Origin of the sequence: Microbacterium sp. EST19A (assembly GCF_019969685.1) — a bacterium.
GTDB lineage: Bacteria > Actinomycetota > Actinomycetes > Actinomycetales > Microbacteriaceae > Microbacterium.
In genome coordinates this window covers 1,963,873-1,989,679 of record NZ_JAHXYZ010000001.1, presented here as the reverse complement: position 1 = coordinate 1,989,679, position 25,807 = coordinate 1,963,873, and the positions used below count along the sequence as shown (strand labels likewise).

Sequence of the window (25,807 nt, the reverse complement as noted above, 5' to 3'; positions counted from 1 at the left end):
ATGAGCACCGACCGGATCGAGGTGTACGCCGCCCCGGACGGATCGCCTTACGCCGACGGCTCGCACGGCTACCCCGCGAACGATCTCGCGCACGCCCTCGCGCTCGTGCGGAAACGGCGCGAGCCGGGTCAGCGGGCCGTGATCTGGATGGCCGGCGGCGAGTACGCGCACGCCGAGCCGGTGTCGTTCACCGCGGCGGACTCGTTCACCTCGGTGGTCGCGGTGGACGCGTCTCACCCGCCTGTGCTGCGCGGATCCGTGCGGATCACCGGCTGGCGGCCCGTCTCGGTCAACGGCGTGGAGGCGTTCGCCGCCCCCTCCCCCCGCTCGGTCGCCCGCCGCCTCTACGTCGACGGCGTCGCGGCGGCCCGCCCCCGCCATCCGCGCGACGGATTCCTCCGTGTCGAGGAGCAGACCGGACTCGACCCGGCCGGCAGCTTCGTCGGCACGCTGTTCGACGGCGCAGCATCCTTCCGCTTCGCCGAAGGCGACATCCCCGCCCTCGTGCAGGAGGATGCCGTCGAGATCGTGGTGCCGCACTACTGGGTGCAGGAGCGGATGCCGATCACCGCGATCGACCGCGAGAACCGCGTGATCACGAGTTCGCTGCGCAGCATCTTCGCCCTGCGCGACGACGCTGCCGCCCTCTTCGCGCGGTACTACCTCGACAACGTCGCGGAGAGCTTCGGCGAGGTCGCCGGCGAGTGGTACCTCGACGCGACGGGAGAGCTGGTCGGAGCATCCGGCCCGCACGTGCTGTACCTGCCTGCGCCGGGCGTCGACATCGCCGACCTCGACGTGCGGATGCCGGTGGCCGAGGCCTTCGTCACCCTCGACGGCACCGCCGAGGCGCCCGTGCGCGAGGTGCGGTTCGAGGGCATCCGGTTCGCGGAGGCGGACTTCGAGAACGTGCCGGCGGCCGTGCCGCCGTTCGGCGTGCGGGAGGATCCGCAGCTTCCCGAGGATGGGCGCTACGCCGCCGACGTGCAGGCGGCGAGCAGTGTGCCCGGCGCCCTCCGGTTCTCGTTCGCGCGCTCCTGCGCGGTCGTCGGCGGGGCGATCGAGCGGGTCGGCGGGTACGGCCTCAGCCTCGGCCCCGGAACCCGTGGCGCACTGATCAGCGGGGTCGAGTTCCGTGATCTCGGCGCGGGCGCGGTGCGCTCCGGCGGCGGTATCGACGCGCTGGCTGCGGACTACAACCAGGCCAACGAGGTGTCGGACTGTGTGATCGAGCGCGGCGGACAGGTCTACCCGAACGCCGTCGCGGTGCTGTTCCAGCACGGCTCGCACAATGTCATCGCGCACAACGAGATCCGCGAGTTCCTGTACTCCGGCATCTCGGTCGGCTGGGTGTGGGACTACCTGCACAGCCCGTCCGAGGGCAACCGCATCGAGGGCAACCACATCCACCACCTGGGCGGCGGCCTGCTCAACGACATGGGCGGCGTGTACCTGCTGGGCATCGCACCCGGCACGGTGATCCGCGGCAACCGCATCCACGACGTGGAGTGCGCGAACTACGGTGGCTGGGGCATCTACCTCGACGAGGGATCCTCGCACGTCGTCATCGAGCAGAACGTCGTGCACGACGTCTCGAGCCAGGCGTACCACCAGCACTACGGGCGCGAGGTCATCATCCGCGACAACGTCTGGGCGTTCGGCCGCAACGGGCAGATCTCGATCACGCGGCCGGAGGACCACGTGTCGTTCACGTTCCACCGCAACATCGTCGTCGGCGACGGCATGCCCGCGTTCGTGGGGTATCCGGATCACCGTGACATCCGCAACTTCGGCATCGACAGCGACCTGAACCTGTTCTGGGACGCGGCGCCTCAGGCCGGGGCGACCAGGGCGGCGAACGCGGAACGGGCGACCGGGGCGGACGGACGGGTGGGTTTCGACATCGTCGAGCCGCTCGACGACGAGTGGCAGCGGCTCGGGCATGATCGGCATTCGGTCACGGCCGATCCCCTGTTCGTGGATGCCGAGGGTCGCGACCTGCGGGTGCGTTCCGGGTCTCCGGCCGAAGAACTGGGCATCCGCGTGCCGGACGTCCGCGGTGCAGGGCCACGGCCGGTCGCCGAGCGTCGGCATCCGCTGGCTGCGCCGACCCTGGTGGATCCGTTCCTGCCGACGCAGGGCTAGTCTTTTTCTTCGAATCTCGCTTGCGTTAAGCTCGTTCGCATGTTCGAATGAAGCATGCGCTGGCAGGGACAGAAACTCGGAGAGACGGATGCCGCGGCACTCCCCGGTCTCGAAGACCGGTCGAGCGTGCTGCGATCGGTGACGACCCCCGAGTTCGCCGGCATGACGTTCCACGAGGTGCTGTCGAAGTCGGCGCTGAACCATGTTCCGGGCGCCTCGCGCATGCCGTTCGCCTGGACGATCAACCCCTACCGTGGGTGCAGTCATGCCTGCCTGTACTGCTTCGCCCGGGGCACGCACGAGTACCTCGACCTCGACGGGGGCGCCGACTTCGATTCGCAGATCGTCGTCAAGGTGAACGTGGTGGACGTGCTCGAGAAGGAGCTGCGCAAGGGCAGCTGGCAGCACGAGACCGTCGCGCTCGGCACCAACACCGATCCGTACCAGCGGGCCGAGGGGCGCTACAAGCTGATGCCGGGGATCATCGAGACGCTCGCGGCATCCGGCACTCCCCTGTCGATCCTCACGAAGGGCACGCTGATCCGGCGCGACATCCCGTTGCTCGTCAAGGCCGCCGAGCGCGTTCCCGTCGACGTGCAGATGTCGATCGCGATGTACGACGACGAGCTGCAGAAGTCGATCGAGCCCGGGGCCCCGACGACCCAGGCGCGGCTCGACACCGTGCGGGCGCTGGCGGATGCCGGATTCCGCGTGACGGTCTTCCTGATGCCGATCATGCCGCACATGACCGACTCGGTCGCAGCCATCGACGACGCCCTGATGCGGATCAAGGCGACTGGTGCGCGAACCGTGATCTACGGCGCGCTGCACCTGCGTCCCGGTGTGAAGTCGTGGTTCTTCCAGTGGCTCGACAGGGCCCGCCCCGACCTCGTGTCGTCGTACCGCGGACTGTATCCGGGCGCCTCCGCCGAGGCTCCGAAGGCGTACCGGCAGTGGCTCGCCAAGCGCGCTCGACCGCTGATCCGCATGCACGGACTCGACGGCCGGCACGAAGACGACTACCCGCAGCGCGGAATCCGTCCCGGCCAGGGGCACGTCGAGTCGATCTGGCGTCAGGGAGGCGTACAGAGCACCGGCCGTGCGAGCACAGCCGTCACGTTCCGCACGACGGGTTCTAGCTCGGCTTCCCCCGCGCAGCCGATGCTCTTCTGACGAGCGGCCGAACCGAAGCCGCGTAGGCTCGACAGTTATGGCTATCGGCTCCACAATGCACACGTTCGACGTCCAGCTGGCCGACACCGACCGGGGCGTCTACGACGACTACGCACTGCGGGTCGCGCGGCATCCGTCCGAGACCGACGCCTACATGATCACCCGCGTCCTGGCGCACGGCCTCGAATACACGGAGGGGATCACGTTCGGCGACGGCATCTCGTCGACCGAGGAGCCGGCCGTGATCGTGCGCGACCTCACCGGCGCGATCATGGCGTGGATCGAGATCGGCGCTCCCGATGCCGAACGCCTGCACTACGGCAGCCGTCTCGCCGAGCGCACCGTCGTCTACACGCACCGCGACCCGGCGAAGGTCATGGCGCCGTGGGCGGGCAAGAAGATCCACCGGTCCGACGCGATCCGCGTGTACAGCTTCGACCCCGGCTTCATCGACGCGGCCGCCGCGCTGATCGAGCGCCGGAACACCCTCACGCTGACCGTCACCGAGCAGGTGCTCTACCTCGACCTCAACGGCACGAGTCTCACCTCGAGCATCCACGAGCACGAGCTCGGGTAGCACCTCGCCCTTCGGCGGAGATCTCTCCGTCGGGAGGGACCCTCGACCCTGAGTCTCAGCCGGACGCGGTGTTCTCAGCCCGATGAGTGAGAGCACAAGCGAGAGGCCCTGCCTCCGCCGAAGCAGTGACGGGGCCTCTCGAGGTGCGACTCAGCTCGTGAGGGCGGCCGCGGTCGGCACGCGACCCGCGATCTCCTCGATGATGTCGTCGTCGAGACGCGCGTTCTCGAACGGGGCGTCGATCTCGGCCCGGTCGAGCAGCTCGGTCATGCGACGCTGGCGCTGACGCGTGATGAGCGTGACGACGCGACCCGAGCGACCCGCGCGACCGGTGCGGCCGGAGCGGTGCAGGTACGTCTTGTACTCGTCGGGGGCGTCGGCCTGGACGACCAGGTCGATGTCGTCGACGTGGATGCCGCGGGCAGCGACATCCGTCGCGACGAGCACGTTCACGCGACCCGAGGTCAGGCGCTCCAGGTTGCGCGTGCGCTTGGCCTGGTTCAGGTCGCCGTGCAGCGAGACCGCCGGGATGCCGGCATCGTCGAACTGCTCGGCGAGCATGTCGGCGTAGGCACGGGTACGCGCGAAGACGAGCGTCTTGCCTGCACGGTCGACGAGCGACGTGAGGATGTCGGCCTTGTCGCGGTGCTCGATCACGAGCACGCGGTGCTCGATCTGGCTGGAGCCCTGGTCTTCACCGGCGACCTCGAAGACGGCCGGGTCGATCAGGAACTCGTCGACGAGAGCGGCGACCTCGCGGTCGAGCGTCGCCGAGAACAGGAGCTTCTGGCTGCCGTCGGCCGTATGACGCAGGATGCGCTGCACGGGCTCGACGAAGCCGAGCTCGCACATGTGGTCGGCCTCATCGAGCACCGCGATGCGGCAGTCCGAGAGGTCGAGCTTGCCCTGGTTGATGAGGTCCTCGACACGACCGGGCGTGCCGATGACGATGTCGACGCCCTTCTTGAGCGCACCGACCTGACGGCCCTGCGGCACGCCACCGTAGATCTGCGTCGTGAACAGGCCCACGCTGCGGGCGATCGGCTGGATCGTGCGGTCGATCTGCAGCGCGAGCTCGCGCGTCGGGGCGAGGATGATCGCACGCGGCGACCGTCCGAACTCGCGACGCTTGCCGGCCTGCGACTGCAGCACGCGCTCGACGAGCGGCGCGCCGAAGGCGATGGTCTTGCCGGAGCCGGTGCGGCCGCGGGCGAGGACGTCGCGGCCCTCGAGCACAGCCGGGATGCTGGCTGCCTGGATCGCGAACGGCGAAGCCGCGCCGAGTCCGGCCAGGGTCTCGACGATGTTCGAGCCGAGACCGAGGTCGCCGAAGGTCACGCCATCGACCTCGACGGCGGCGACGGACTTCGCCTCGAGGCGCTCGTGCACGACGTCTTCGCCCGGTGCGAACTTCGCGCCGGTCGACTCGGGACGGCTCGTCGCATTCCAGTCGTTGCGGCTGGGACGCTCGTTGCGCGCCGGCCGCCCACGGGTGTCCGAGGTCAGCGGGCGCACACGCTCGGTGCGGTACGCGCCACCGGTCGAGGGACGAGCCCGGTCGCCACCGCGGTCATCGCGGCTCGGACGGGCATCGCGGTCGTAGCGGGGACGCTCACTCGAACGATCGTTGCGCGGACGCTCGTCGCGGTCGAACGAACGCTGGGTGCGGTCGCGATCGAACGCACGACGCGCGCGGTCGGCGTCGAACGAACGGGCCGGACGCTCGTCGTCACGGCGCGGGCGCTCGTCACGGTCGAACCGCTGGCCGCCCCGCTCGTCGCGGTAGCTGCCGGGGCCGGTGGGACGCTGGCCCCGACGGTCGTCGCGCACCGGTCGTCCGCCATCGCGGTGGTCGTTGTCGCGGAAGCCCTGACGCTGCGTACCGGTTGCCCGGTCGTCGCGGCGCGGACGGTCGTCACGGTCGAACCGCTGGCCGCCGCGCTCATCGCGGTAGGTGCCGGGACCGGTGGGTCGACGCTCGTCGCCCCGGTGGTGCGGAGCCTCACGGCGTCCGGATTCGGCACGGCTGCGGATGCCGCGGGCTTCGTCGCGGCCCGCGCGCTCCTGCGCGTTCCAGCGCTGCTTCGGGGCACCGGTCTCCGCCTCGGCCGGACGGTAGCCGCGGTGGCCGGCGCTGCGGCTGCCCGGGCGACGGTCGTATCCGCCTGCGGCGGGGGCACTGCGACGCTCGCCGGCATCCGCTCGTCCGCCGCGCTCGGGGCGCGCGCCGTCACGGGCGGCGCCACCGGTGTGGCGGTCGTGGAAAGAGGTCTTCTTGGCGCCGTAGCGCGGCTCGAAGTTGGCGGCGGGGCGTCCGCCCCGAGGCTTCTTGTTCTTGGGCATTGCAGGTCTGTCCTTCTGAGTTCTCGCACGAGAACAGCGCTGCGCACACGCGCGAGCACCCAGTGCTTCCCAAAGAGAGATGAAGCTCGGGTTCCGGACTGTCAGCGGCCGGGGCCATTCATGTGATGGTTGATTTGCGTCGATCGACGCTCACCATCGGCCCCTGGACTCACACTTCTTACACAAAAACGTCCGCGCCCTGCGCGGGTGTCCGAAGCCGACCGAACGAGTCTAGCGGTCCCGCCTGAGAGAGTCATCCGCGCCATACGATTGCGGAGTGAACTCCGCATCCCCCACCGGCACCCAGGTCCACCTCCGATCCGGCGACGCGACCGCCCAGATCGCGCAGGTCGGCGCCTCTCTCCGCTCCCTCCGCATCGGCGACGTCGACCTGGTGCCGACGTACCCGCTCGACATCCCCACTCCCTCGTGCTCGGGCGTCGTCCTCGCCCCGTGGCCGAACCGCGTGCGCGACGGCCTCTGGGACGACGACGGCACCGCCCGCCAGCTCGCGATCACCGAGCCGAAGTTCACCAACGCCAGCCATGGCCTGCTCCGCTTCGTCGCGTACGAGATCGACCAGACGGATGCCGCGGCGACGCTCAGCGCGACGATCGTGCCGCAGACCGGGTACCCGTATCTGATCGAGACCTCGGTCACCTACCTGCTGACCGACACCGGCATCGACGTCGTCCACGTGCTCACGAACCGGTCGGCCGAACCCGCGCCCGTCGCCCTCGGCACGCACCCGTTCGTCACGATCGGCGACGTCGACCCGCACGAGCTGGTCCTGCGCGTGCCGGCGGCGACCATGTTCGACACCGACGAGCGGATGCTGCCCACCGGCACCCGTCCGGCCGATGCGGCTCTGCGCGACGGCATCCGTCTGGGTGATGCGTCGCTCGACACCGGCTTCACCGACCTCGTCCGCGACGACGACGGGCTCGTCCGGCACACGCTCACCGCCCCCGACGGTCGTCGGCTCACGGTGTGGCAGGGCGAAGGCTTCGACTTCGTGCAGGTGTTCACGACCGACAAGTACCCGGGCCAGCAGCTCGCGCTCGCGATCGAGCCGATGACCGCCCCGGCAGATGCGCTCAACAGCGGCCGCGGCATCCGTCGCCTCGCTCCCGACGAGTCCTGGACCCTCCGCTGGGGCATCTCGCTCGGCTGAACGCCCGCGCGGTCAGACGAGCCCGCGGTCGCGCAGCTCGCGACGCGTCAGGTGCGACAGGTCGGGCAGACCGGAGGCATCGACCGTGACCCCGTCGGACGCGGACTCCGCCGTCGCCGGGGCCTCGGGCCCGGTCGGCGCATCCGGACCGGAACCCGTGCCCGCAGCATCTGCCCCGCCGCCCTTGCGGGCCTGACGGCGCTCCTTGGCGCCTTCGACGAGGTTGTAGAGCGTCGGCAGCACGATCAGGGTCAGCACGGTCGAGGAGAGCAGGCCGCCGATCACGACGATCGCGAGGGGCTGCGAGATGAAGCCGCCGTGCCCGGTGATGCCGAGAGCCATCGGGGTGAGCGCGAGGATCGTCGCGAGCGCCGTCATGAGGATCGGGCGCAGACGCTTCTCGCCACCGGCCTTCACCGCCTCGATGGTCGACAGACCCTTCTGCCGGTACTGGTTGACCAGGTCGATCAGCACGATCGCGTTCGTCACCACGATGCCGATGAGCATCAGCACACCGATCAGCGAGGCGACGCCGAGCGGCACGCCCGTGACGATCTGCAGCAGGATCGCACCGGTCGCCGCGAACGGCACCGACACGAGCAGCAGCAGCGGCTGGCGCAGCGACTTGAACGTCGCGACCATCACCACGTACACGATGAGGATCGCGGCGAGCATCGCGAGTCCGAGCTGCGAGAACGAGTCGGCCTGCTGCGAGGCGACACCGCCGACCTCGGCCGATGCGCCGTCCGGCAGCTCCACCGCGGCGAGCGCGGTGTTCACCGACGCCGTCGCGACGGCGAGGTTGTCGGATGCCGGCGGCACGGTGATCGTCGCCGTGCGGCGTCCCTGCTCGGTGGTGATCGAGGTGGGGCCGTTGCGCTCCTCGACGGTCGCGATGTCCTGCAGCTGCACGATGCCGAGCGGAGTCGGGATCGTGAGCTCCTTCAGGGCGTCGACCGTGGTCGGCGGCTCGGGAGTGACGAGGTAGATCGTCAGTGCGGTGTCGTCGATCTCGACGGATCCGGCCTGGGTCGGGCGCATGGTGCTCGACACGATCGATCCGACGGCGACCTCGGAGAGCCCGCGCTGTGCGGCGGCCTCGCGGTCGACAACGACGGCGATGTAGGGCAGCGATGCGGCGAGGTTGTCGGTCACCTGGCCGACGCCGTCGCGACCGTCGAGCTCGTCGATCACAGCCGTCGTCGCGGTCTGCAGGTCGTCGGCGTTCGATGCCGACACCGAGATCTCGATGTCGCTGGAGCCGAAGCTGGCGGATGCCGCGACCGACACGTCGCCGACGTCGTCGCCGAGTCCGTCGATCGCGTCCTGCACATCGGCGCGCAGCTTCTCCTGATCGGCGTCGCCGTCGGTGAGCACCGAGTAGGTGACGCCCGCTCCGCCGGAGAACGCGTCACGCAGGGCCGAGCCGCTCGAGCCGATCGAGGCCTGCACGTGCTCGATGCCGTCGATGCCGAGCAGCGCGTCCTCGACCGCTACCGCGGCATCCGACTTCGCCTCGAGGCTGGCGGTCGGACCGAGGTCCTGCGTGACCGTCATCGTGTTCTGGCCGGAGTCGCCGAGGAAGTTCTGCTTCATCAGCGGGTAGGCGGCGAGCGTGCCTCCGAGGACGACGACCGCGATGATCACCGTGACACCGGAGTGCTTGAGTGTCCAGCCCAGGATCGGGCGGTACCCGCGCTGCAGCCGCGTCGGCGGTGCGTCTTCATGCTCGGGATCGATCGCCACGCCGTTCTCGTCGAGCAGCGGCTTTCCGGGGCGGAGGAACCAGTACGCGAGCACCGGCACGATCGTCAGCGAGACCAGCAGCGAGGCGATCATCGCGATGGCCACGGTGACGGCGAACGGACGGAACAGTTCGCCGACCATGTCTCCGACGAACACGATCGGGAGGAACACCGCGACCGTGGTGATCGTGGATGCCGTGACCGCCATCGCGACCTCGCGCACCGCGAGCCTGATCGCGTCGCCCTTGTCGGCATCGCCGACGTAGTGGCGTTTTATGTTCTCGATCACGACGATGGAGTCGTCGACCACGCGCCCGATGGCGATCGTCAGAGCACCCAGGGTCAGGATGTTCAGCGAGTACCCGAAGGCCTGCAGCCCGATGAACGTGATGAGCACGGACGTCGGGATCGAGATCGCCGTCACGAGGGTGGAGCGGATCGACAGCAGGAACACCAGGATGACGATCACCGCGAACGCGAGTCCGAGAAGGCCCTCGGTCGCGAGGCTCTCGATGGACTGCACGATGAACGGCGCCTGGTCGAAGATGATCGTGAAGTCGGCGTCCGGGAACGCCTCTTTGAGCTCGTCGAGCGCCGCGATCACGCCCTGCGACACCTCGACGGTGTTCGCGGCGGGGAGCTTGGTGATCGAGATCGAGAGCGCATCCTTGCCGTCGACGCGCGAGATCGAGGAGACCGGGTCGGACTCCTGCGCGACGGTCGCCACATCGCCGATGGTGAGTGTCGTGCCGACCAGCGGCAGGGCGGCGAGCTCGTCGACGGACGTGATCTTCGCGCCGGTCTGGACCGTGAGGGTCTGACCGTCCGCGGTGATGTCACCACCGGGGAAGAGGGTGCCGTTCTGCTGCAGCGCCGACGTGATCGCCTGCGTGCTCTCACCTTCCGCGGCGAGGCGTGCGACGTCGGGGGTGATGGTGATGCGCTGACCGACGCCGCCGATGATCTGTGCGGCGTTGACGCCGTCGACGTCTTCGAGGTCGGGGATCGCGACGCTCTGGAGTTCGGCCTGGGCGTTCTCGGCATCCTCGAATCCGGTGACCGCCACCTGGATCACGGGGAAGTCGTCGATCGACACCGCGAGCACCTGCGGGCTGACGTCCTCGGGCAGCTGTCCCGAGATGCGGTTGATCGCCTGCTGGATCTTCTGCTCCGCGGTCGCGAGGTTCGTGCCGTAGGCGAAGGTCGCCTGCACGATCGAGGCGTTGGTCGTGCTGGTCGCCGTCGTCCCCTCGAGCCCGGGCACGCCCTGGATCGCGGCCTCGACCGGCGTCGACACGTCGTTCTCTACGACCTCCGGCGATGCACCGGGGTACGTCGTCATGACCATGAGGTTCGGCAGCTCGAGCGAGGGGATGAGCTCCTGCTTGAGGTTGGTCAGGGCGAGACCGCCGAACACCGCGGCGACGATCGTGATGAGGGCGATGAGCGCCCGGTTCTTCAGGCTCAGGACGGCGAGATTCGACACGGCGGATTCCTCGGTTCAGGGTGCGGACGGCGCTGCGGTGCGACCGGGGGTGGTATCAGTCTCGGGCATGCCGAGCAGTTGTGTGAGCACGGTCTCGATGAAGGGGCGGTCGAGGGCGGTGTCGCGGATCTGGGTGCTCCACATGACGCCGTCGATGAAGATCATCGCGGCGGTCGCCCGGTCGCGTCCGTACGTCGGCTCGAGGAACGAGACCAGCTGCTCGGACAGGTGCCGCGCGAGCTTGCGCAGACGGGGATCGTGGACGGCCGCGGTGACGACCGCGCGGTCGGCCTTCACGGCACGGGCGTCGTCGAGGCCGTCGGCGATCAGGTCGGCGATCACCGCGGGGCTGACCCCGCGCTCGGTGAGCGCGATGCGGACCCCGTCGAGTCGCGCGTCGACCTCGTCGGCGAGCGCACGGAGCGCGGCTGTCCGCAGGTCGTCGAGCGTGTCGAAGTACTGAGTCGTGGCTCCGAGCGGCACCCCGGCGCGTGCGGCGACGAGCCGGTGCGTGACGCCGTCGACGCCGACCTCGACGATCAGCTCTGCGGCGGCGGTGACGATCTCGCGACGGCGCGCTTCAGGATCGCGTCGGCGACGTGTGCTCTCCGCCATATCGACCTCCCTGGACATCCGTACATGTACATTTGTACATTTCCGGGATGGGAGGATGCTGGGAGCTGCTCCGCACTCAGAGCGCAGCCCCGAGAGCCAGTCCCAGCCCGGCTGCGACCAGCCCGAGCAGCAGCATCCCGACCGCGTTGAGGGCGGATGCCGGGCGCTCGCCGTCGCGCCACAGGGCGACCGTGTCGAGCATGGCCGTGCTGAAGGTCGTGTAGCCGCCGAGGAGTCCCGCACCGAGGAGGAACGCGGCCTCCGGCAGCGCGGTCGTCACGAGTCCGAGGGCGAACGACCCGGAGATGTTCACCAGCAGGATCCCCCACGGGAGCCGGCGTCCGGCGAACCGGGCGACGCCGAGGTCGACGAGATACCGCAGCACCGCGCCGACCCCTCCGGCGAGCGCGGCGCCGAGGAACAGGAGCGGGTTCACGCCGCGGCCTCCGACGCGCGACGCTGGCGTCCGAGTCGCAGGCCGAGTGCGGCGGCGGCGAGCCCCAGTGCGAGGCTGCCGATCGCATATGCCGCGGCGAGGATCGGCGCATCCGTCCATAGCTCTAGCGCTCCAGTCATGAACGCGCTGTAGGTGGTGAACCCGCCGAGGACTCCCGTGCCGAGCATCAGACGAAGGTCGGCGGATGCCGGAAGACGCGCGGCGACGACACCGATGAGCAGCGCGCCGAGTACGTTCGCGACGAGGATCGCGACCGGGAACCCACCCGCGTCGGGGAGGGCGAGTCCGAGCCCGAGCCGAGCCGCCGTTCCGATGGTGCCGCCGAGGGCGACGAGCAGAACGCGGCGGAGATTCACGTTCGCCACTGTAGCCGTCGGTGGCCGCCGTCGGAGGTGGCAGCGGACGACCCGAAAGTCAAGGCAGTGTGAGCCGCGCGTCCGAAGGCGTTGACTGGCCCGATGAAGCCCCTCTGGAAGATCGACGCGTCCCTCCCCCTCGGTTCGCCCTTCGAGGCGGGCGCCCGGCACGACGTCGTCATCGTCGGAGCCGGCATCACCGGTCTCACGACCGCGGTGATGCTGACGAGAGCCGGTCTCGATGTGGCCGTGATCGAAGCCGGGGACGTCGCCGAGCTCGCCACCGGCGGGAACACCGGCAAGCTCTCCCTCCTCCAGGGGAAGCGTCTCGCGGAGATCCGTCGGCACCATCCGGCAGCTCTCGTGCGCGCCTATGTCGACGCCAATCGTGAGGGCATGGACTGGCTGATCGCGTTCGCCGACCACGCCGGCGTGCCGTACACCTGGCGCACGGACCACTCCTACGCGCAGACGGCGGACGGTCTCGAGACCGTACGGGAGCAGCACGCGGCCGCGCGCGAGGCCGGACTGGACACGCGGATGCTGACACCCGGCGATCTGGGCACGACGCCGTTCCCGGTCTCCGGCGCCGTCGCACTCGACGACCAGGTCACCATCGATCCGGTGACGGTGACGCAGGCTCTCGCCCGCGAATACATCGAAGAGGGCGGGACGCTGCACACCGGCATCCGCGCCACCGGCGCTCACGTGCTCCCGTCGCCCCGCGTCGACACGGCGGAGGGGCCCGTGTTCGGCGAGCACATCGTCCTCGCCACCGGCAGCCCGATCCTCGATCGCGGACTGTACTTCACCAAGACCAGCGGGATGCGGTCGTACTGCGTCTCGTTCCGCGTTCCCGGTGACGTGCTGACCAGCACCTTCCTCTCGGTCGACGGGCCGACGCGCTCGATCCGTCCGGTGTCGGATGCCGACGGCCCGGCCGGCACAGCCCAGCTGGTCGTCGGCGGCAACGGGCATCCGGTCGGGCGCTCCGACAGCGAGCGCGCGGCGGTCGACGACCTCGTCTCCTGGACGGCGCAGCACTTCCCGGGCGCGGAGGAGACGCACCGCTGGTCCGCGCAGGATTACACCTCGCACAACGAGATCCCGTTCGTCGGGGCGATGCCACGAGGGCTCGGCGCCATCCGCTTCGCCACCGGCTACGCGAAGTGGGGTCTGTCGAACGCGCCGGCCGCCGCCCTGCGCCTGACCGCCGAGATCCTCGGCACGAGCTGGCGCGACCGACCGCGCTGGATGACCGCCATCAGCACCCGACTGACCGTGCCGGCGGATCTCACCGAGGGCGCCGTCGAAGGGGCGAAGGTGGCCGCCGCCGCCACCGCGGGATGGGTCGAGGCCGAATCGCGAGCGGTCCCCGTCCCCCAGCCCGAAGAGGGCACGGGCGTGCTGGCCAACCGCGGCGGCCTCCCGGTCGGAGTGTCGACCGTCGACGGCGTCACGCGCGCGGTCTCGGCGGTGTGCACGCACCTCGGCGGTGTGCTGGCGTGGAACGACGCCGAATGCAGCTGGGACTGCCCGCTGCATGCCTCCCGCTTCGCGCCCGACGGCACGCGCATCGAAGGCCCGGCGCTGAAGGATCTGAAGAACCTGCCGCGCACGGGCGGTAGCTGAGTCGTCCCCTGCCGCGGCGCGGCCGCGATCAGCTCTCGTGCCGGAGGTGCTGCACGTCGTCCCATCCCTGCTGCGGCGTCTCGCAGCTCTCGCGGAACACGTACTGCGAGGTGAGCTTGCGCTGACTGCTCGACCAGTCGATGGCCGGGCGGCGCTGCTCGGGCGGCAGGTAGCCGAGCCGGTAGACGGCCATGAGCTCGAGGTCGTCGGGCACGCGGAGGAGCTGCACGATCTCGTCCCAGCGGCCGGGCACCTCCATGGGGAACGAGATGAACTGGATGCCCATCCCGAGCTCGCCCGTGGTGAGCCAGACGTTCTCCATGGCCGCGCCCATGCTGAACACCGAGTAGAACGACGAGAGCTGTCCCGGCCGGTACTCGTTGCGGTCGAGCATGACGCCCAGCAGCAGCGGAGATCCCGCGACGAGCTTGCGGTTCTCGGCGCCGAGGGTCTTCGGCACTCCGAGGGCGTTCATGAGCGTCTGCCCGCGCTTGGTGAACACCTGCCCGGTGAACGGCCGCAGCGGAGCGGGGAGCTTGTCGAACAGCATCCCGCTGCGCTTCTCCTCCATCTCGGCCTGGCTGAAGCGGAAGTACGGCTTGTACCGCTCGAAGAACGTGCCGTTCGACATCGCCTCGGTCATGCTCTCGCCCGAGATGCTCGCGATCCTGTCGATCGTCTCCCGGCTCTCGATGACGACGAAGCGCCACGGCTGGCTGTTCAGCTGAGACGGCGCGCGCCCCGCCGCCTCCAGGAGGATCCGCTGGTGCTCCTCGGAGACGGGATCGGGCAGGAAGGCCCCGTTGGTCGTCTTGCGGCGGCGGATGGCGTCGAGCAGCTCCATGCGTTCACTTCCGGTCTGCGGGGCGGAGCGAGCACACGAGGCCCGCGAGGATGAAGGGCGCTGCGGCCAGCGCGATGAGCGGATGCCGACGCCCGTGGGTCCCGAGATACGCGATCGCCGCGAGAGGCGCGGCGGCGGGCAGCAGCACGAGGGCGGCGCGGTGGCTCGCCCGGCGCGGTTCCGCCCAGAACAGTCCGGTGACCGCAGCGGCGGCGGTCGTCACGCAGGTCGCGATGTAGAGCGCATGGTGCACCCACCGGAAGTTCGACGTGTCGATGACCCTCGTCGCGACAGCAGTTCCGAGCGCGACGTTCGCCGTGTACGCGACGGCGGCGGTGACGAACAGCGGCATGGCGCTCGTCCGCTGTCGTCGCTGCCTCATGATCCGACCATACGCCCGAGCTCCGGATGCGAGGAGCCCCCACCCTGGATCCCTGAGCTTGTCGAAGGGCGCGATACCGGTGCTTCGACGAGCTCAGCAACCCAGAGGTGGGGGCTCGGCTGCGGACGCGTCCTACAGGTTCGCGTCCGCGTAGACGCGGAGCGCGTCGCGGACGAACTCCGCGCCGTGCGTGCCGCCGGATGAGGTCGCGTAGTTCGCGCCGAAACGCGGGTCGGCGACATACATCTCGCCGAGACCGATCACGTACCCCTTCACGTCGCCGCCGGGGGCGGCCGCGGGCGTGCCGGGCACTCCCGTGAGCCACTCGACGTGACGTCGCGCGAGATCCTGAGCCTCGGCGGATGCCGCATCGATGCCGCTCTCCGCGGCGGCGATCCAGTCGCGCCCGAGGTCGGACACGCGCTGCTGCCACTCGGCGCGCTCGGCATCCGTCATCCCGCGCCACCAGCGGTCGCCGTCCGCGTAGGCGTTCTTTCCCCAACGCTCCTCGACCTCCTCCTTGTACCGGGTGTGGTCGAAGCCGTCGAACATGTTCTCTGCCATGAGTTCTTCACCTCCTCTCAGTGCGGTGATGGTGGATTCGACCGACGCGATCTGACGCGCCAGTCTGGCCTGCTCCTCGCGCAGCAGCGCGAGATGGGTCTGGAGAGCGGATGCTTCCGCGACCTGGGTCCCTGAGCCTGTCGAAGGGCCGAGCACGTCGGCGATCTGCGGCAGGCCGAGGCCCAGCTCCCGCAGCAGCAGGATCCGCTGCAGCCGCACGAGCGCGGGCGCGTCGTAGTGCCGGTAGCCGTTCGAGGCGATGCGCGACGGCGGGAGCAACCCGACGTCGTCGTAGTGACGCAGTGTGCGGCTCGTCGTCCCCGCGAGTCGCGCGATCTCCTGGATCGACCAGTCCTCCTGAACCACGGGTTCCTCCTCTCTCTGTGGTGCTTCTCAGCCTAGAAGTTGACGCTGCGTCAATGTCAACTGTCCTCATATGACAATATATAGCGCTCATATGCATTGCTTCCGCTCGGGAGCGCCTGCCACGATCGAGTTTCTTGATGAATGTCTGGAGGTGATTTATGTCCGTAATGACTGTGATCGAACCGACGCTGCTGAAGAGCCGCGTGCAGAACGCTCTCGACGACGCGCTTCTGCGCTTCGACGGCTGGTGGCTCGTTCTCCTCGCAGTGCTTCTCGTGTTCGGTGTCGCTTTCCTCGCGTCCCTGGCTGCATGGTGCTTCCTCGCGAACGGAGGCAAGCGCTTCACCGGGAACTGGAAGTGGGACAAGGGCGGCGTGTCCGTCTGGATCGAGTGCATCTAGCGCTCAAGCCCTCGGCGCATCCGCGAGGGTGCGCCGAGGGTCCGCCCGAGAACGATCAACCCGAGAACGATCAACCCGAACACGATCCGCCCGAAACGAAGGAAGAAACCGAATGCTGCTCGATGTCTCCGCCGTGGAGTTCGCCTATGCGAAGCGGACGCCCGTGCTGCACGACCTCTCGCTCTCGATCGCGCCGGGAGAGCGGGTCGGCCTCGTCGGCCCGAACGGCTCCGGCAAGTCGACGCTCATCCGTCTGATCGCCGACCTCCTGCAGCTGCGGCGCGGCAGCATCCGCATCGCCGGCCGCCCGCATCAGGAACGCGTCTCGCGCGAGAGCGTCGTCTACGTCGCGAGCAACGACTACCTGCCGCAGTTCCTCACCGGACGCGAGTACGTCGATCTCATGCACCGCTTCTACGGCCACGAGGCGGACGCGTCGCGGCTGGACGACCTTTTCGCCCGCTACCAGATGGAGTCGCGGCAGTTCGATCTCATCGAGGACTACTCGCACGGCATGCGCAAGAAGGTGCAGCTCATCTCGAGCCTGCTGCTGCGGCGTCCGCTGACGATCATCGACGAGACCCTCAACGGCGTCGACGTGGATGCGCTGTACGAGTTCGAGCGCGATGCGCGCGACCTGGGCGAGGGCAACGCGCTGCTGCTGTGCAGTCACGACTTCCGCCTGCTCGAGGCGGTGTGCGACCGCATCGTCGTCCTGTGCCGCGGAGAGCTCGCCTACGATCTGCCGCTGCGACGCGTGCACGACGAGTTCGGCTCCGTCGATCACCTCGTCAAGCGCGCCATCAGCTCTTCCCGAGGCGTGGCGTGAAGCCCGTCCTGACACTGACGGGGTTCCTGTCGCGCTTCCTCGTGCGCCGCATCCTGCGTCGAGGGGCGCTGCGGCTGGCGGTGGTCCGCTGGGGGCTCGCCGCCGCAGCGCTCCTCGCGTTCACCGCGTTCTGCGCGTTCGGCATCGTCACCCTTCAGCAGCTCGTCGCCGATCCGGCCCTGCTCGTACCCCTGCTGCGCGTCGCGGGCACGGCGGTCCCGATGTGGGTGCTCGCGATCTTCACCGTCGTCCGCGTCCTGTTCATGAAGTCGAGCGACCTCGTCGAGCTCACGTTCGGCTTCCCGCTCACCAACCGAGCACGAACCCTGGGGTTCATGCTCTTCGAGGCGATGCTCGTGGGCATCGGGGTCACGGTGATCCTCGGGGCGCTCGTCGCCGGTGCGCTCTCGATCGGCGGCCTCGGGGTGCTCGACGACGTCGTCGCATGCCTTGTGCTGCCGACCTGCGTCTCCTACCTTCTGGCGAGCGTCTACTACCTGCTCCTCGAGAGGGTCCTCCTGCAGCTCCGGCTCGCCCGGCTGCGGGCCTTCCTGGTGCCGGTCGTGCTCGCGGGCACGCTCATCGCTCTCGCGGTCGCCGTCTCGAGCCAGTCGGAGCGCGTGCTCTTCGCCGCCGCCGGAGAGGGCGAGTACTTCGCGCCCCAGCTGATCTTCGCCGACCTCGCCGCCTCGCACGGCCTCCTTGCCGCGGGAGGCGTGTGGCTCGTCGCGGTCGCACTGCTCGTCGCCCTCGTCTGCTCGGCCACGCCGCGCCAGTTCGACCCGACCCGGCGCTTCACGCGCGTCCCGCGAGTGCTCGGGGCGTCGGAGTTCGGCGCCTATTTCGTCGCGCACATCCGCGCGATCGAGACCATCACCGTCTACGGCCTCGTGTTCGCGGGTTCGTACGCGCTTTTCGTCGCCGACATCCGCCTGCCGCCCTTCCTCCTGATCGCGGTCACGATCCAGGGCGTGTACGCCTACGTGTCGACCGAGCCGCTGCGGGCCTGCGGTCCCCGCCGCCACGGACCGGTCCGGCGCTACCTGCTCGTGCTCGGCCCGCAGCTGCTCGCGCTTCTCGTCTGCGCCGTGCCGGTGGGCATCCTGTCGGCCCTCACCGGGATCGGATGGAGCGAGATCCTCATGGTCCTGGGGTTCTGCGCCTCGAACACGGTCGTCCTCACGCTCGCAGGAATCGTCTTCCCACCCGAGAAGGGCAATCCGTTCTCCGTGGTCGTCGGCGTCGCGGTCGCCGCCCTGGTCACCGGAACCCTTCTCCTCGGCGCGAGCCTGCTCGGACTGCCGACCTGGTTCAGCACGGTCGTTCTCGTGATCGTGACCGCCTGCGCCGCCACCCTCTCTGCCATCGGGATGCAGAAGATCGAAAGGATCGAACGTCATGAAGTGGTTGTTTAGGATCATCGGAAGCCTCGTGGCCGCTCTCGTCGCCACAATCGGCGCAGCCGTCATCACGGCGATCTGGCTCATGTTCTCGGCGGGTTCCGCCGAGGGCCGGCGCCTGGGATACTTCGGCGCCGTGTTCGTCGAGGTGAAGCAGACACCGCAGGGCACCACCCAGCTGGGAGTGGGGCTGGCCGACGCCCTTCCGCTCGTGCTGTCGGTCGTCGTCGTGACGTTGTTCCTCCTCGCCGTCATCGTCGTGCACGACCAGCTGCGCGCACGGAGGCAGCAGCTCCTCGCCGACGCCGGGTGATGTGGGCGACGACGAGTGACGTGGGCGACGACGGTCAGCGGACTCCGTGCTCGCGCGGTGCTCCGCTGGCTGGCGCTCGCCGCCTGGCCGATGCATCTCGTCTTCGGCGCATCGATGGCCGCGGCGACGGCTGTGGCGATCGTCTTCGATCAGCCGGGCATCCTCGACGCGCTGCTCGCCGTCGGGGTGCACTACGTCTGCGGTCTGTGCGCGTCGTTCGCGATCCATGAGCTGGGGCACGCCGTGGTGCTGTGCAGGGCGCCCGGCGTGACCGCGATAACACTGGAGCGCACGCTGCTGCGGATCTCCGTCCGGCCGCACGGCTCGATCCGCGGCCGAGACGCCTTCCTCAGCGCGCTCGCCGGCCCTCTGCTCTGCACGGCGATCGGCGTGGTGCTGTGGCTCGTCGCACCGCACCTGCTGCTGCACCCCTGGTTCCTGCTCCACGCGCTCTTCCTCACCCCCGCGTTCTCCGACGGCCGCATCCTCGTCGTCGGAGCCCGGAGCTGGGACCGATCGATTTCGCGGAAGAGGTGACACCCTCGGGATATCGACGTCGACAACTTTTCCTCCCGAAACTGCGCGTTCTCGGTACCGTCGTCAGATGACCGCATCGCATCCCCTCGCCCTGGCTCCCGTGACTGCACCGCCGAGCACGCCTGACGACTTCGCGAAGCAGTTCCTGCACAACCTCAACTTCGACCGCGGCGTCGCCCTGTCGGCCTCGAGCGCGAACGACCGCTACTTCGCCCTCGCCCACACGGTGCGCGACTATCTGATGGCGCGATGGCTCGAGGACCTGCGGCGACAGAAGGAGACTCAGGCCAAGGCGGTCTGCTACCTGTCGGCCGAGTACCTGCTCGGCCGTCAGCTCGACAACAACCTGCTGGCGGCCGATCTCGCGAAGGTCGCCGAGGAGGCCCTCGCCTCGTGCGGGGTCTCGCTCGATGAACTCCGCGCCCATGAGGTCGAGCCCGGCCTCGGCAACGGCGGACTCGGCCGTCTCGCCGCATGCTTCATCGACTCGTTGGCCACGATGGCGGTGCCGAGCATCGGCTACGGCATCCGCTACGAATACGGCATCTTCCGGCAGACGTTCGTCGAAGGCCAGCAGGTGGAGCAGCCGGACGCCTGGCTCACGCTGGGCTCGCCGTGGGAGTTCGCACGACCGGAGGATTCGCAGACCATCGCTTTCGGCGGCCACACCGAGAAGTACGACGATGAGGGTGTGGTCCGCAGCCGCTGGGTCCCCGCGTGGAACGTGCAGGCCGTGCCCTACAACTACATGGTTCCCGGCTTCCAGAACGGCCGCGTCAACACTCTGCGGCTCTGGAGCGCGGTCGCCACCAGCGCCTTCGATCTGCGCATCTTCAACTCCGGTGACTATGAAGAGGCCGTGCGGGCGCAGACCTTCGCCGAGAACATCTCGAAGGTGCTGTACCCCGAGGACTCGACTCCACAGGGCAAGGAGCTGCGGCTGCAGCAGCAGTACTTCTTCGTCGCGGCATCCATCAACGACTTCCTCGAGAACATGCTCGCCGACGGCTTCGAGCTCACGGACCTGCCCGAGCGTGTCATCTTCCAGCTCAACGACACCCATCCCGTGATCGCCGTGCCCGAATTCATGCGCGTTCTCATCGACGAGCGCCACCTCGAGTGGGATGCCGCGTGGGCGATCACCCGGCAGTGCTTCGCGTACACCTGCCACACACTGCTCCCCGAGGCGCTCGAGGTGTGGTCGGTCGAGCTGATGGGGCGGCTGCTCCCGCGCCACCTGGAGATCATCTACCGCATCAACGACGAGTTCCTCGTGGAGGTTCGGGAACGCCACGGCGACGACGAGATGCTGCTGCGCGACATGTCGATCATCTCCGAGCATCCGGAGCGATCCGTGCGGATGGCCTACCTCGCGACCGTCGCCGGCGCCAAGGTCAACGGGGTCGCGGAACTGCACTCGCAGCTGCTGCGCGAGAAGGTGCTCAGCGATTTCGACGCGTTCTTCCCCGGCAAGTTCACGAACGTCACGAACGGCGTCACCCCGCGCCGCTTCCTGCGCCTGGCGAACCCCGAACTCTCCGAGTTGATCACCGCTGCCATCGGCGACGGGTGGACCACCGACCTCGAACGCCTCCGCGAGCTCGAGCCGTTCGCGGACGATGCGGAGTTCCGCGCCGCGTTCGCTCGGGTGAAGGCGTCGAACAAGCGCCGCCTGAGCCAGGTCCTGCGCGAGCGGGACGGAGTCGAGATCAGTGACGGTCACATGCTCGATGTCATGGTCAAGCGCCTGCACGAGTACAAGAGGCAGCTGCTGAAGGTTCTGCACGTCGTCACGACCTTCGAGGGCGTGGTCTCCGGAGCAGTCGCGGCATCCGACATCGTGCCGCGCACCGTGATCTTCGGCGCCAAGGCGGCACCGGGATACACGATGGCGAAGCGCATCATCCATCTGATCAACGCCGTCGGCGAGGTCGTCAACAACGATCCGCGCCTCGAGGGAGCCCTGAAGGTCGTCTTCCCGCCGAACTACAACGTGACGCTCGCGGAACGCGTGATCCCGGCGGCCGATCTGTCGGAGCAGATCTCTCTCGCAGGCAAGGAGGCTTCGGGCACGGGGAACATGAAGTTCGCCCTGAACGGCGCCCTCACCGTCGGTACCGACGACGGCGCGAACGTCGAGATCCGGGAGCTCGTCGGCGACGAGAACTTCTTCCTCTTCGGCATGAGCGAGCCCGAGGTCGAGACCCTGAGCACGCGCGGTTACCGACCCGATGAGTTCTATCACGCCGACGCGAGCCTGCGACGAGCGATCGATCTCATCGCGTCCGGCGCCTTCTCGGGAGGCGACCGCACGGTGTTCGAACCCGTCGTGTCGAACCTGCTCTACGAGGACCGCTTCATGGTGCTCGCCGACTACGCGACCTATATCGACGCCCAGCACAGGGTGGATGCCGCGTACGCCGATCGAGAGGCCTGGAACCGCTCCGCCATCCTCAACGTCGCCCGCACCGGCTTCTTCTCATCCGATCGCTCGATCCGCGATTACATCGACCGGATCTGGCACACTCCGCCGCTCGACTGAGGCTGGCCGCGTCGGATCAGGCGACACTCTTGACAAGATCGAGATATATCGTGTTACTCTCGTAACACACGATATATCTCGATTCCACACATCAGGAGAAGCAGACATGACCGAGAAGTGGCTCATCGCCCCCGGCGAGGAACGCGTCATCGACATCGAATCCGTCAGCCGGCTCAAGGTCGGACTCGTCGGCGGCCAGATCGACATCGTCGCGCACGACGAACCCGGCATCCGCATCGAGGTGCACGGCGTCACCATCAAGGACCTCCGCGTCGAATCCCACGACGGCGAGGTCGAGATCGACCACCCGCAGCTCGGCTGGGACAACTTCCTCGAGGTGTTCCGCAACTTCGGCTCCGGCGGTCCGCGTGCCGAGGTGAGCGTCGCCGTCCCGCGCTCGATCGCCCTGAACCTCGGCGTCGTCAGCGCCGGCGCCCTGGTCTCCGGCATCCGCAACGACACCCGGCTCAACACCGTCTCCGGCGACATCATCGTCGACACCCTGATCGGCGACCTCAACGTCAACTCGGTCTCGGGCGACGTGCAGGTGCGCGGACTCACCGGCTCGATCACCGCCAACAGCGTCTCGGGCGATGTGGCCGTCACCGGCGCCGTCCGCAAGGCGACCGTCGACATCGTCTCCGGCTCGACCCTCGTGGACGCCGCGGGCGACGTGAACACGATCACCGTGAACTCGGTCTCGGGCGGCACCACGGTGCGCCTCGACGAGTCGCTCGCCGCGAACTACGTCATCCGCTCCCTCAGCGGACGGCTCCTCATCGACGGCGTGGAACGCAGCTCCTCCGGCCCGAGCAACTACACGGGCACGACCGGCGAGCTCGCGGGCCGCTTCGTCGACCTGCGCGCGAACTCGGTCTCGGGCGGCGTCACGGTCCTCCGACGCACCCCCGCATCCATCACCAACGACCCGGAGTGGGAAGAGTCATGAGCCCCGCCGTCTTCTCCCACGGCGACCTGCGCCTGTATCTGCTCTCGCTGCTCGCCGAGGCGCCGCAGCACGGCTACGGCATCATCCAGTCGCTCACCGACCGCACCGGCGGCACCTACACGCCGAGCGCCGGCACCATCTATCCCCGGCTCGCGAAGCTCGAGGAAGAGGGCCTGGTGTCCAAGACCGTCGACGGTCGCACGACGATCTACGCGATCACGGATGCCGGTCGCGCCGAGCTCGCCTCCCGCGAGGGAGATCTCGCGGGCATCGAGGCCGGCCTCACCGATTCGGTGCGGCTCATCGCCAACGAGGTGCGCCAGAGCGTGCAGGAGGCGATGAAGAGCCTCCGCGCCGACCTCGCCTCAGCAGAGCACGACGAGCGATCGGCGGCGAAGAGCCGGCCGCGACCGGCATCCGACGACGCCCGCATCATCAGTCGTGAAGAGCTGCACCGGGCGGATGCCGTCGTCAACGCCTTCCGTGCACGGGTGCGGACCGACCTGCGCACGCATGTGGCGAAGGGCGGCGTGCTGCCGGCATCCGTCGTCAGCGAACTCGAAGACGGGCTGGATGCCGCCGCACACGCGGTGACCCGTGCTCTCGGAGCCCTCGGCTCCGGGCGCTGAACGAGACCGTCGACGCAGAGGGGATCTGGCCGTTACTCCGGCCAGATCTCCTTCTGCGAATCCGGCACGGACTCGCCGAGCGGAACGACCAGCACGGAACGATGCTGCCGGTGCGTGAGCCGGGCGGCGACCGAGCCGGTGAAGAACTCCCTGATCGACTCGCCGATGCCGCGCTTGCGCGTGCCGACCACGATCAGCGACGCATCGAGCTTGGACGCGAGCTGCTTGATGGCCAGAGCCGGGTCGCCGACGAGCTGCCGAGCGGTCCAAGTGAGCCCCGAGCCGTCGAGCACGGATGCCGCCGCTGCCTGCACAGCCTCGAACTCGGCGGCGCCCGCGTCGAAGTTGATGTCGATGGGGGCGGAGTGCACGTACCCGTCGGGGTCTTCGTAGGTCACGAACCGCGTCACGTCGACGTGGGCGACGACCAGCGGCGCGCCCAGCAATCGCGCGAACCTGACGGCCTCGTCGAGCACGTGCCGATCTTGGTCCGGCTGCAGTCCGACGATGACCGCTTTCTGCAGCGCCGCGTTCTGTGCGACCTCATCGGACGGAGTGGAGGTGTTGTCGGTCATGAAGATCGTTCCCTTCACCAGCCTGGCCTCAGCCAGAGGGTCTTACCCGCGTGCTATTCTGAATGCTACTCTTACCGGCTTCGAACCGGTGTCGTGAAATGCGTCGGGCTCCTGCCGCCCGCAGCTGAAATCGTGAGGGGGTCTGGCGTATGGGCCGTGGCCGTCAGAAGGCGAAACACACAAAGATCGCCCGCGAACTCAAGGCGTACAGTCCGTCGGTGAACTACTCCGCGCTCGAGCGCGAGCTGGGTCATCCGACAGACGAAGACGCCTACGTCGACAAGTGGGCCGACGAGTACGAAGACGAAGACGAGGACGAACTGGAAAAGGCCTGACCGCCTGCTCCGTCGTTCTGCCCCCGTGCGACCCACGGGGGCTTCGTCGTGTCCGGACACATCGACCCGGCTGAGAGGATCTCTCCATGGCTCATGTCGTCGCGCTGTACCGCCACCCGATCAAGGGCCTCACTCCTGAGTCCGTCGACGCGCTCACCGTGCAGGCCGACGGGAGGGTCGCCGGCGACCGGGTGCTGGCGTTCCGTTTCGCCGACGCGGTGACACCGGAGGAGCGTGACGGACTCGACTACTGGCCGAAGGCGAAGGGCCTCGCTCTTCAGGACTTCCCGGCACTGGCTGCGCTGCGCACGAGCTACGACGATGCGTCGCGGCGGGTGCGGATCGAGCACGAGGGAGCACTGCTCGTGGAGGCCGGCCTCGACGACGACGGCCGCGCCCAGCTCGTGGCCGCGGCCACCGATTTCGTGCTCTCGACTCGCGAGGGGCGCCGGTTGCAGCGCCCCGGACGGCTCCCGCTCGTGCTGGTCGGAGACGGCGAGACGTCGCGGTTCCAGGATCGGGCGCGCGGCTACGTCTCGGTGCACAGCCAGGGCAGCACGCGTGCGCTGGGCGAGGCGCTCGGTGCGGACGCCGATGACCGCCGCTTCCGCTCGAACATCGTCATCGACGGCGTCGACCCCTGGGACGAGCTCGACTGGACCCGCGAGGTGCGCATCGGCGCCATGAGCTTCCGCCCGGCGGGTCCGATCGTGCGGTGCCTCGCCACGCATGCCAACCCCGACACGGGCGTGCGAGACGCCAGGGTGCTCACCACCCTCACCGGAGCGCTCGAGCAGGACGAGCCGACTCTCGGACGACTGCTCCTCCCCGCAGACGGAGCGCCGGAAGGTGTCATCCGTGTCGGCGACGAGGTGCACGCGCACTGAACCCCCGCGTTGCGGGCGGCAGCGCTCACCCGCCCCAGACGGCGCGGGCACCGGCTTCGCCGATGAGCACGACCATCACCGTGCTTCCGGCGCCGCTCACGACCGCCAGCACCGCCAGGATCACCCGGGTCGTGCGGCCCGGCCCGTCTCCGAACCGATGCCAGCACCACTGCAGCGTCGCGACGACGAACATCGCCAGAGTCCACGGCCAGAGCAGGCCGCCGAGATCCGCGTGATGCACGACGGCCGGCACCGGACCGACGCTTTGCGCCAGCGCTTCGCCGGCGAGCATCGTGATGGGCACGAGCACCAGTACGATCAGTGCGGCGATCGGCGTGACGATTCCGAGCCGCTTGCGCGCGGCGGGGAAGAGCGCACCCAGGATGAGGGCCAACGCCGTGAGCGGCACGAGGATGACCACCGCGTGCACGATGAGCGGATGCACGGGGAGCCCGGCGATCTCGAAGAGGTCCATACTCATGACACGGGATCGGCCCGCCCGAGGTTCAGATGAACTTCTCGCCGCCCTGTCTCGTGTTCTCCGGAGAGGA

25 protein-coding genes are annotated in these 25,807 nt (G+C 68.9%); 15 read left to right on the top strand and 10 right to left on the bottom strand.

Features of this window, described 5'->3' with window-relative positions; genetic code table 11:
• Genes LC452_RS09840 through LC452_RS09830 form a run of 3 tightly spaced genes read left to right on the top strand, consistent with a single transcriptional unit; the run spans position 1 to position 3,895 of the window.
• Positions 1-2,145, top strand: coding sequence for a right-handed parallel beta-helix repeat-containing protein (locus LC452_RS09840; protein WP_223624617.1), 2,145 nt, complete (start codon positions 1-3; stop codon positions 2,143-2,145).
• Positions 2,146-2,199: 54 nt separating this feature from the next.
• Positions 2,200-3,318, top strand: a complete 1,119-nt coding sequence (locus LC452_RS09835) for an Rv2578c family radical SAM protein (protein ID WP_223624615.1) — start codon at positions 2,200-2,202, stop codon at positions 3,316-3,318.
• A gap of 37 nt (positions 3,319-3,355) precedes the next feature.
• Positions 3,356-3,895, top strand: coding sequence for a YaeQ family protein (locus LC452_RS09830; protein ID WP_223624613.1), 540 nt, complete (start codon positions 3,356-3,358; stop codon positions 3,893-3,895).
• Between the two features lie 150 nt (positions 3,896-4,045).
• Here the strand turns inward: LC452_RS09830 and LC452_RS09825 are convergent, their stop codons facing one another.
• Entirely contained in the window at positions 4,046-6,238 is a 2,193-nt protein-coding gene (locus tag LC452_RS09825; RefSeq protein WP_223624611.1) for a DEAD/DEAH box helicase, read from the bottom strand.
• A gap of 277 nt (positions 6,239-6,515) precedes the next feature.
• On the opposite strand from LC452_RS09825, the gene LC452_RS09820 reads away from it, so the two are divergent.
• On the top strand, positions 6,516-7,412 hold the full coding sequence (locus tag LC452_RS09820) for an aldose 1-epimerase family protein (protein ID WP_223624609.1): 897 nt from the start codon (positions 6,516-6,518) through the stop codon (positions 7,410-7,412).
• 12 nt (positions 7,413-7,424) lie between these two features.
• Here the strand turns inward: LC452_RS09820 and LC452_RS09815 are convergent, their stop codons facing one another.
• From LC452_RS09815 to LC452_RS09800, 4 genes are all read right to left on the bottom strand, one after another.
• Entirely contained in the window at positions 7,425-10,643 is a 3,219-nt protein-coding gene (locus LC452_RS09815) for an efflux RND transporter permease subunit (RefSeq protein WP_223624607.1), read from the bottom strand.
• A 15-nt stretch (positions 10,644-10,658) separates the two neighbouring features.
• A complete protein-coding gene (locus LC452_RS09810; RefSeq protein WP_223624605.1) occupies positions 10,659-11,258 on the bottom strand; it encodes a TetR/AcrR family transcriptional regulator in 600 nt (199 codons plus the stop codon).
• A gap of 76 nt (positions 11,259-11,334) precedes the next feature.
• The gene (locus LC452_RS09805; RefSeq protein ID WP_223624603.1) at positions 11,335-11,694 is read right to left on the bottom strand and encodes a CrcB family protein; all 360 of its coding nucleotides are present in this window, start codon (positions 11,692-11,694) and stop codon (positions 11,335-11,337) included.
• The gene (locus LC452_RS09800) at positions 11,691-12,071 is read right to left on the bottom strand and encodes a CrcB family protein (RefSeq protein WP_223624601.1); all 381 of its coding nucleotides are present in this window, start codon (positions 12,069-12,071) and stop codon (positions 11,691-11,693) included. Before LC452_RS09800 ends, LC452_RS09805 begins: the two co-directional genes overlap by 4 nt.
• Before the next feature lie 102 nt (positions 12,072-12,173).
• Here LC452_RS09800 and LC452_RS09795 point away from each other — a divergent pair, with 102 nt between their 5' ends.
• Complete coding sequence (locus tag LC452_RS09795) at positions 12,174-13,703, top strand: FAD-dependent oxidoreductase (RefSeq protein WP_223624599.1); 1,530 nt, start codon at positions 12,174-12,176, stop codon at positions 13,701-13,703.
• A 28-nt stretch (positions 13,704-13,731) separates the two neighbouring features.
• Here the strand turns inward: LC452_RS09795 and LC452_RS09790 are convergent, their stop codons facing one another.
• The 3 genes from LC452_RS09790 to LC452_RS09780 all read right to left on the bottom strand — a co-directional run bounded on the left by LC452_RS09790 (position 13,732) and on the right by LC452_RS09780 (position 15,859).
• Positions 13,732-14,547: a nitroreductase family protein gene (locus LC452_RS09790; protein WP_223624597.1), complete on the bottom strand. Its 816-nt coding sequence runs from the start codon at positions 14,545-14,547 to the stop codon at positions 13,732-13,734.
• 4 nt (positions 14,548-14,551) lie between these two features.
• Entirely contained in the window at positions 14,552-14,929 is a 378-nt protein-coding gene (locus LC452_RS09785) for a hypothetical protein (RefSeq protein WP_223624595.1), read from the bottom strand.
• A gap of 132 nt (positions 14,930-15,061) precedes the next feature.
• Positions 15,062-15,859, bottom strand: a complete 798-nt coding sequence (locus LC452_RS09780) for a MerR family transcriptional regulator (RefSeq protein ID WP_223624594.1) — start codon at positions 15,857-15,859, stop codon at positions 15,062-15,064.
• Between the two features lie 167 nt (positions 15,860-16,026).
• On the opposite strand from LC452_RS09780, the gene LC452_RS09775 reads away from it, so the two are divergent.
• From LC452_RS09775 to LC452_RS09740, 8 genes are all read left to right on the top strand, one after another.
• On the top strand, positions 16,027-16,260 hold the full coding sequence (locus tag LC452_RS09775; protein ID WP_223624593.1) for a hypothetical protein: 234 nt from the start codon (positions 16,027-16,029) through the stop codon (positions 16,258-16,260).
• Between the two features lie 112 nt (positions 16,261-16,372).
• A complete protein-coding gene (locus LC452_RS09770) occupies positions 16,373-17,089 on the top strand; it encodes an ABC transporter ATP-binding protein (RefSeq protein WP_223624592.1) in 717 nt (238 codons plus the stop codon).
• Positions 17,086-18,504 carry a hypothetical protein gene (locus tag LC452_RS09765; protein ID WP_223624591.1) on the top strand — a complete coding sequence of 473 codons (1,419 nt, stop codon included), beginning with the start codon at positions 17,086-17,088 and terminating at the stop codon, positions 18,502-18,504. Before LC452_RS09770 ends, LC452_RS09765 begins: the two co-directional genes overlap by 4 nt.
• Positions 18,488-18,802: a hypothetical protein gene (locus tag LC452_RS09760; RefSeq protein ID WP_223624590.1), complete on the top strand. Its 315-nt coding sequence runs from the start codon at positions 18,488-18,490 to the stop codon at positions 18,800-18,802. The genes LC452_RS09765 and LC452_RS09760 overlap by 17 nt, the downstream gene beginning before the upstream one ends.
• 15 nt (positions 18,803-18,817) lie before the next feature.
• Positions 18,818-19,339, top strand: coding sequence for a hypothetical protein (locus LC452_RS09755; RefSeq protein WP_223624589.1), 522 nt, complete (start codon positions 18,818-18,820; stop codon positions 19,337-19,339).
• A 67-nt stretch (positions 19,340-19,406) separates the two neighbouring features.
• The gene (locus LC452_RS09750; protein WP_223624588.1) at positions 19,407-21,881 is read left to right on the top strand and encodes a glycogen/starch/alpha-glucan phosphorylase; all 2,475 of its coding nucleotides are present in this window, start codon (positions 19,407-19,409) and stop codon (positions 21,879-21,881) included.
• 106 nt (positions 21,882-21,987) lie between these two features.
• A complete protein-coding gene (locus tag LC452_RS09745) occupies positions 21,988-22,830 on the top strand; it encodes a DUF4097 family beta strand repeat-containing protein (protein WP_223624587.1) in 843 nt (280 codons plus the stop codon).
• Positions 22,827-23,459 (top strand): PadR family transcriptional regulator, encoded by a 633-nt coding sequence (locus LC452_RS09740; protein WP_223624586.1) that lies wholly within the window; start codon positions 22,827-22,829, stop codon positions 23,457-23,459. Before LC452_RS09745 ends, LC452_RS09740 begins: the two co-directional genes overlap by 4 nt.
• A gap of 32 nt (positions 23,460-23,491) precedes the next feature.
• Here the strand turns inward: LC452_RS09740 and LC452_RS09735 are convergent, their stop codons facing one another.
• Complete coding sequence (locus LC452_RS09735) at positions 23,492-24,034, bottom strand: universal stress protein (RefSeq protein WP_223624584.1); 543 nt, start codon at positions 24,032-24,034, stop codon at positions 23,492-23,494.
• Positions 24,035-24,183: 149 nt separating this feature from the next.
• Here LC452_RS09735 and LC452_RS09730 point away from each other — a divergent pair, with 149 nt between their 5' ends.
• Positions 24,184-24,369 (top strand): DUF3073 domain-containing protein, encoded by a 186-nt coding sequence (locus LC452_RS09730; RefSeq protein ID WP_028503149.1) that lies wholly within the window; start codon positions 24,184-24,186, stop codon positions 24,367-24,369.
• Between the two features lie 86 nt (positions 24,370-24,455).
• Complete coding sequence (locus LC452_RS09725) at positions 24,456-25,256, top strand: MOSC domain-containing protein (RefSeq protein ID WP_223624582.1); 801 nt, start codon at positions 24,456-24,458, stop codon at positions 25,254-25,256.
• A 25-nt stretch (positions 25,257-25,281) separates the two neighbouring features.
• Here LC452_RS09725 and LC452_RS09720 read toward each other — a convergent pair whose 3' ends face one another.
• Positions 25,282-25,737, bottom strand: coding sequence for a DUF2231 domain-containing protein (locus LC452_RS09720; RefSeq protein WP_223624579.1), 456 nt, complete (start codon positions 25,735-25,737; stop codon positions 25,282-25,284).
• Positions 25,738-25,807: the final 70 nt, after the last annotated feature.

Bases quoted from the DNA above. Each gene is read 5' to 3' on its own strand.
- LC452_RS09770 (WP_223624592.1), top strand. From the start codon at position 16,373: ATGCTGCTCGATGTCTCCGCCGTGGAGTTCGCCTATGCGAAGCGGACG.
- LC452_RS09720 (WP_223624579.1), bottom strand. From the start codon at position 25,737: ATGAGTATGGACCTCTTCGAGATCGCCGGGCTCCCCGTGCATCCGCTC.
- LC452_RS09835 (WP_223624615.1), top strand. From the start codon at position 2,200: ATGCGCTGGCAGGGACAGAAACTCGGAGAGACGGATGCCGCGGCACTC.
- LC452_RS09760 (WP_223624590.1), top strand. From the start codon at position 18,488: ATGAAGTGGTTGTTTAGGATCATCGGAAGCCTCGTGGCCGCTCTCGTC.
- LC452_RS09810 (WP_223624605.1), bottom strand. From the start codon at position 11,258: ATGGCGGAGAGCACACGTCGCCGACGCGATCCTGAAGCGCGCCGTCGC.
- LC452_RS09830 (WP_223624613.1), top strand. From the start codon at position 3,356: ATGGCTATCGGCTCCACAATGCACACGTTCGACGTCCAGCTGGCCGAC.
- LC452_RS09825 (WP_223624611.1), bottom strand. From the start codon at position 6,238: ATGCCCAAGAACAAGAAGCCTCGGGGCGGACGCCCCGCCGCCAACTTC.
- LC452_RS09775 (WP_223624593.1), top strand. From the start codon at position 16,027: ATGACTGTGATCGAACCGACGCTGCTGAAGAGCCGCGTGCAGAACGCT.
- LC452_RS09745 (WP_223624587.1), top strand. From the start codon at position 21,988: ATGACCGAGAAGTGGCTCATCGCCCCCGGCGAGGAACGCGTCATCGAC.
- LC452_RS09725 (WP_223624582.1), top strand. From the start codon at position 24,456: ATGGCTCATGTCGTCGCGCTGTACCGCCACCCGATCAAGGGCCTCACT.
- LC452_RS09795 (WP_223624599.1), top strand. From the start codon at position 12,174: ATGAAGCCCCTCTGGAAGATCGACGCGTCCCTCCCCCTCGGTTCGCCC.
- LC452_RS09750 (WP_223624588.1), top strand. From the start codon at position 19,407: ATGACCGCATCGCATCCCCTCGCCCTGGCTCCCGTGACTGCACCGCCG.
- LC452_RS09740 (WP_223624586.1), top strand. From the start codon at position 22,827: ATGAGCCCCGCCGTCTTCTCCCACGGCGACCTGCGCCTGTATCTGCTC.
- LC452_RS09735 (WP_223624584.1), bottom strand. From the start codon at position 24,034: ATGACCGACAACACCTCCACTCCGTCCGATGAGGTCGCACAGAACGCG.
- LC452_RS09785 (WP_223624595.1), bottom strand. From the start codon at position 14,929: ATGAGGCAGCGACGACAGCGGACGAGCGCCATGCCGCTGTTCGTCACC.
- LC452_RS09730 (WP_028503149.1), top strand. From the start codon at position 24,184: ATGGGCCGTGGCCGTCAGAAGGCGAAACACACAAAGATCGCCCGCGAA.
- LC452_RS09790 (WP_223624597.1), bottom strand. From the start codon at position 14,547: ATGGAGCTGCTCGACGCCATCCGCCGCCGCAAGACGACCAACGGGGCC.
- LC452_RS09840 (WP_223624617.1), top strand. From the start codon at position 1: ATGAGCACCGACCGGATCGAGGTGTACGCCGCCCCGGACGGATCGCCT.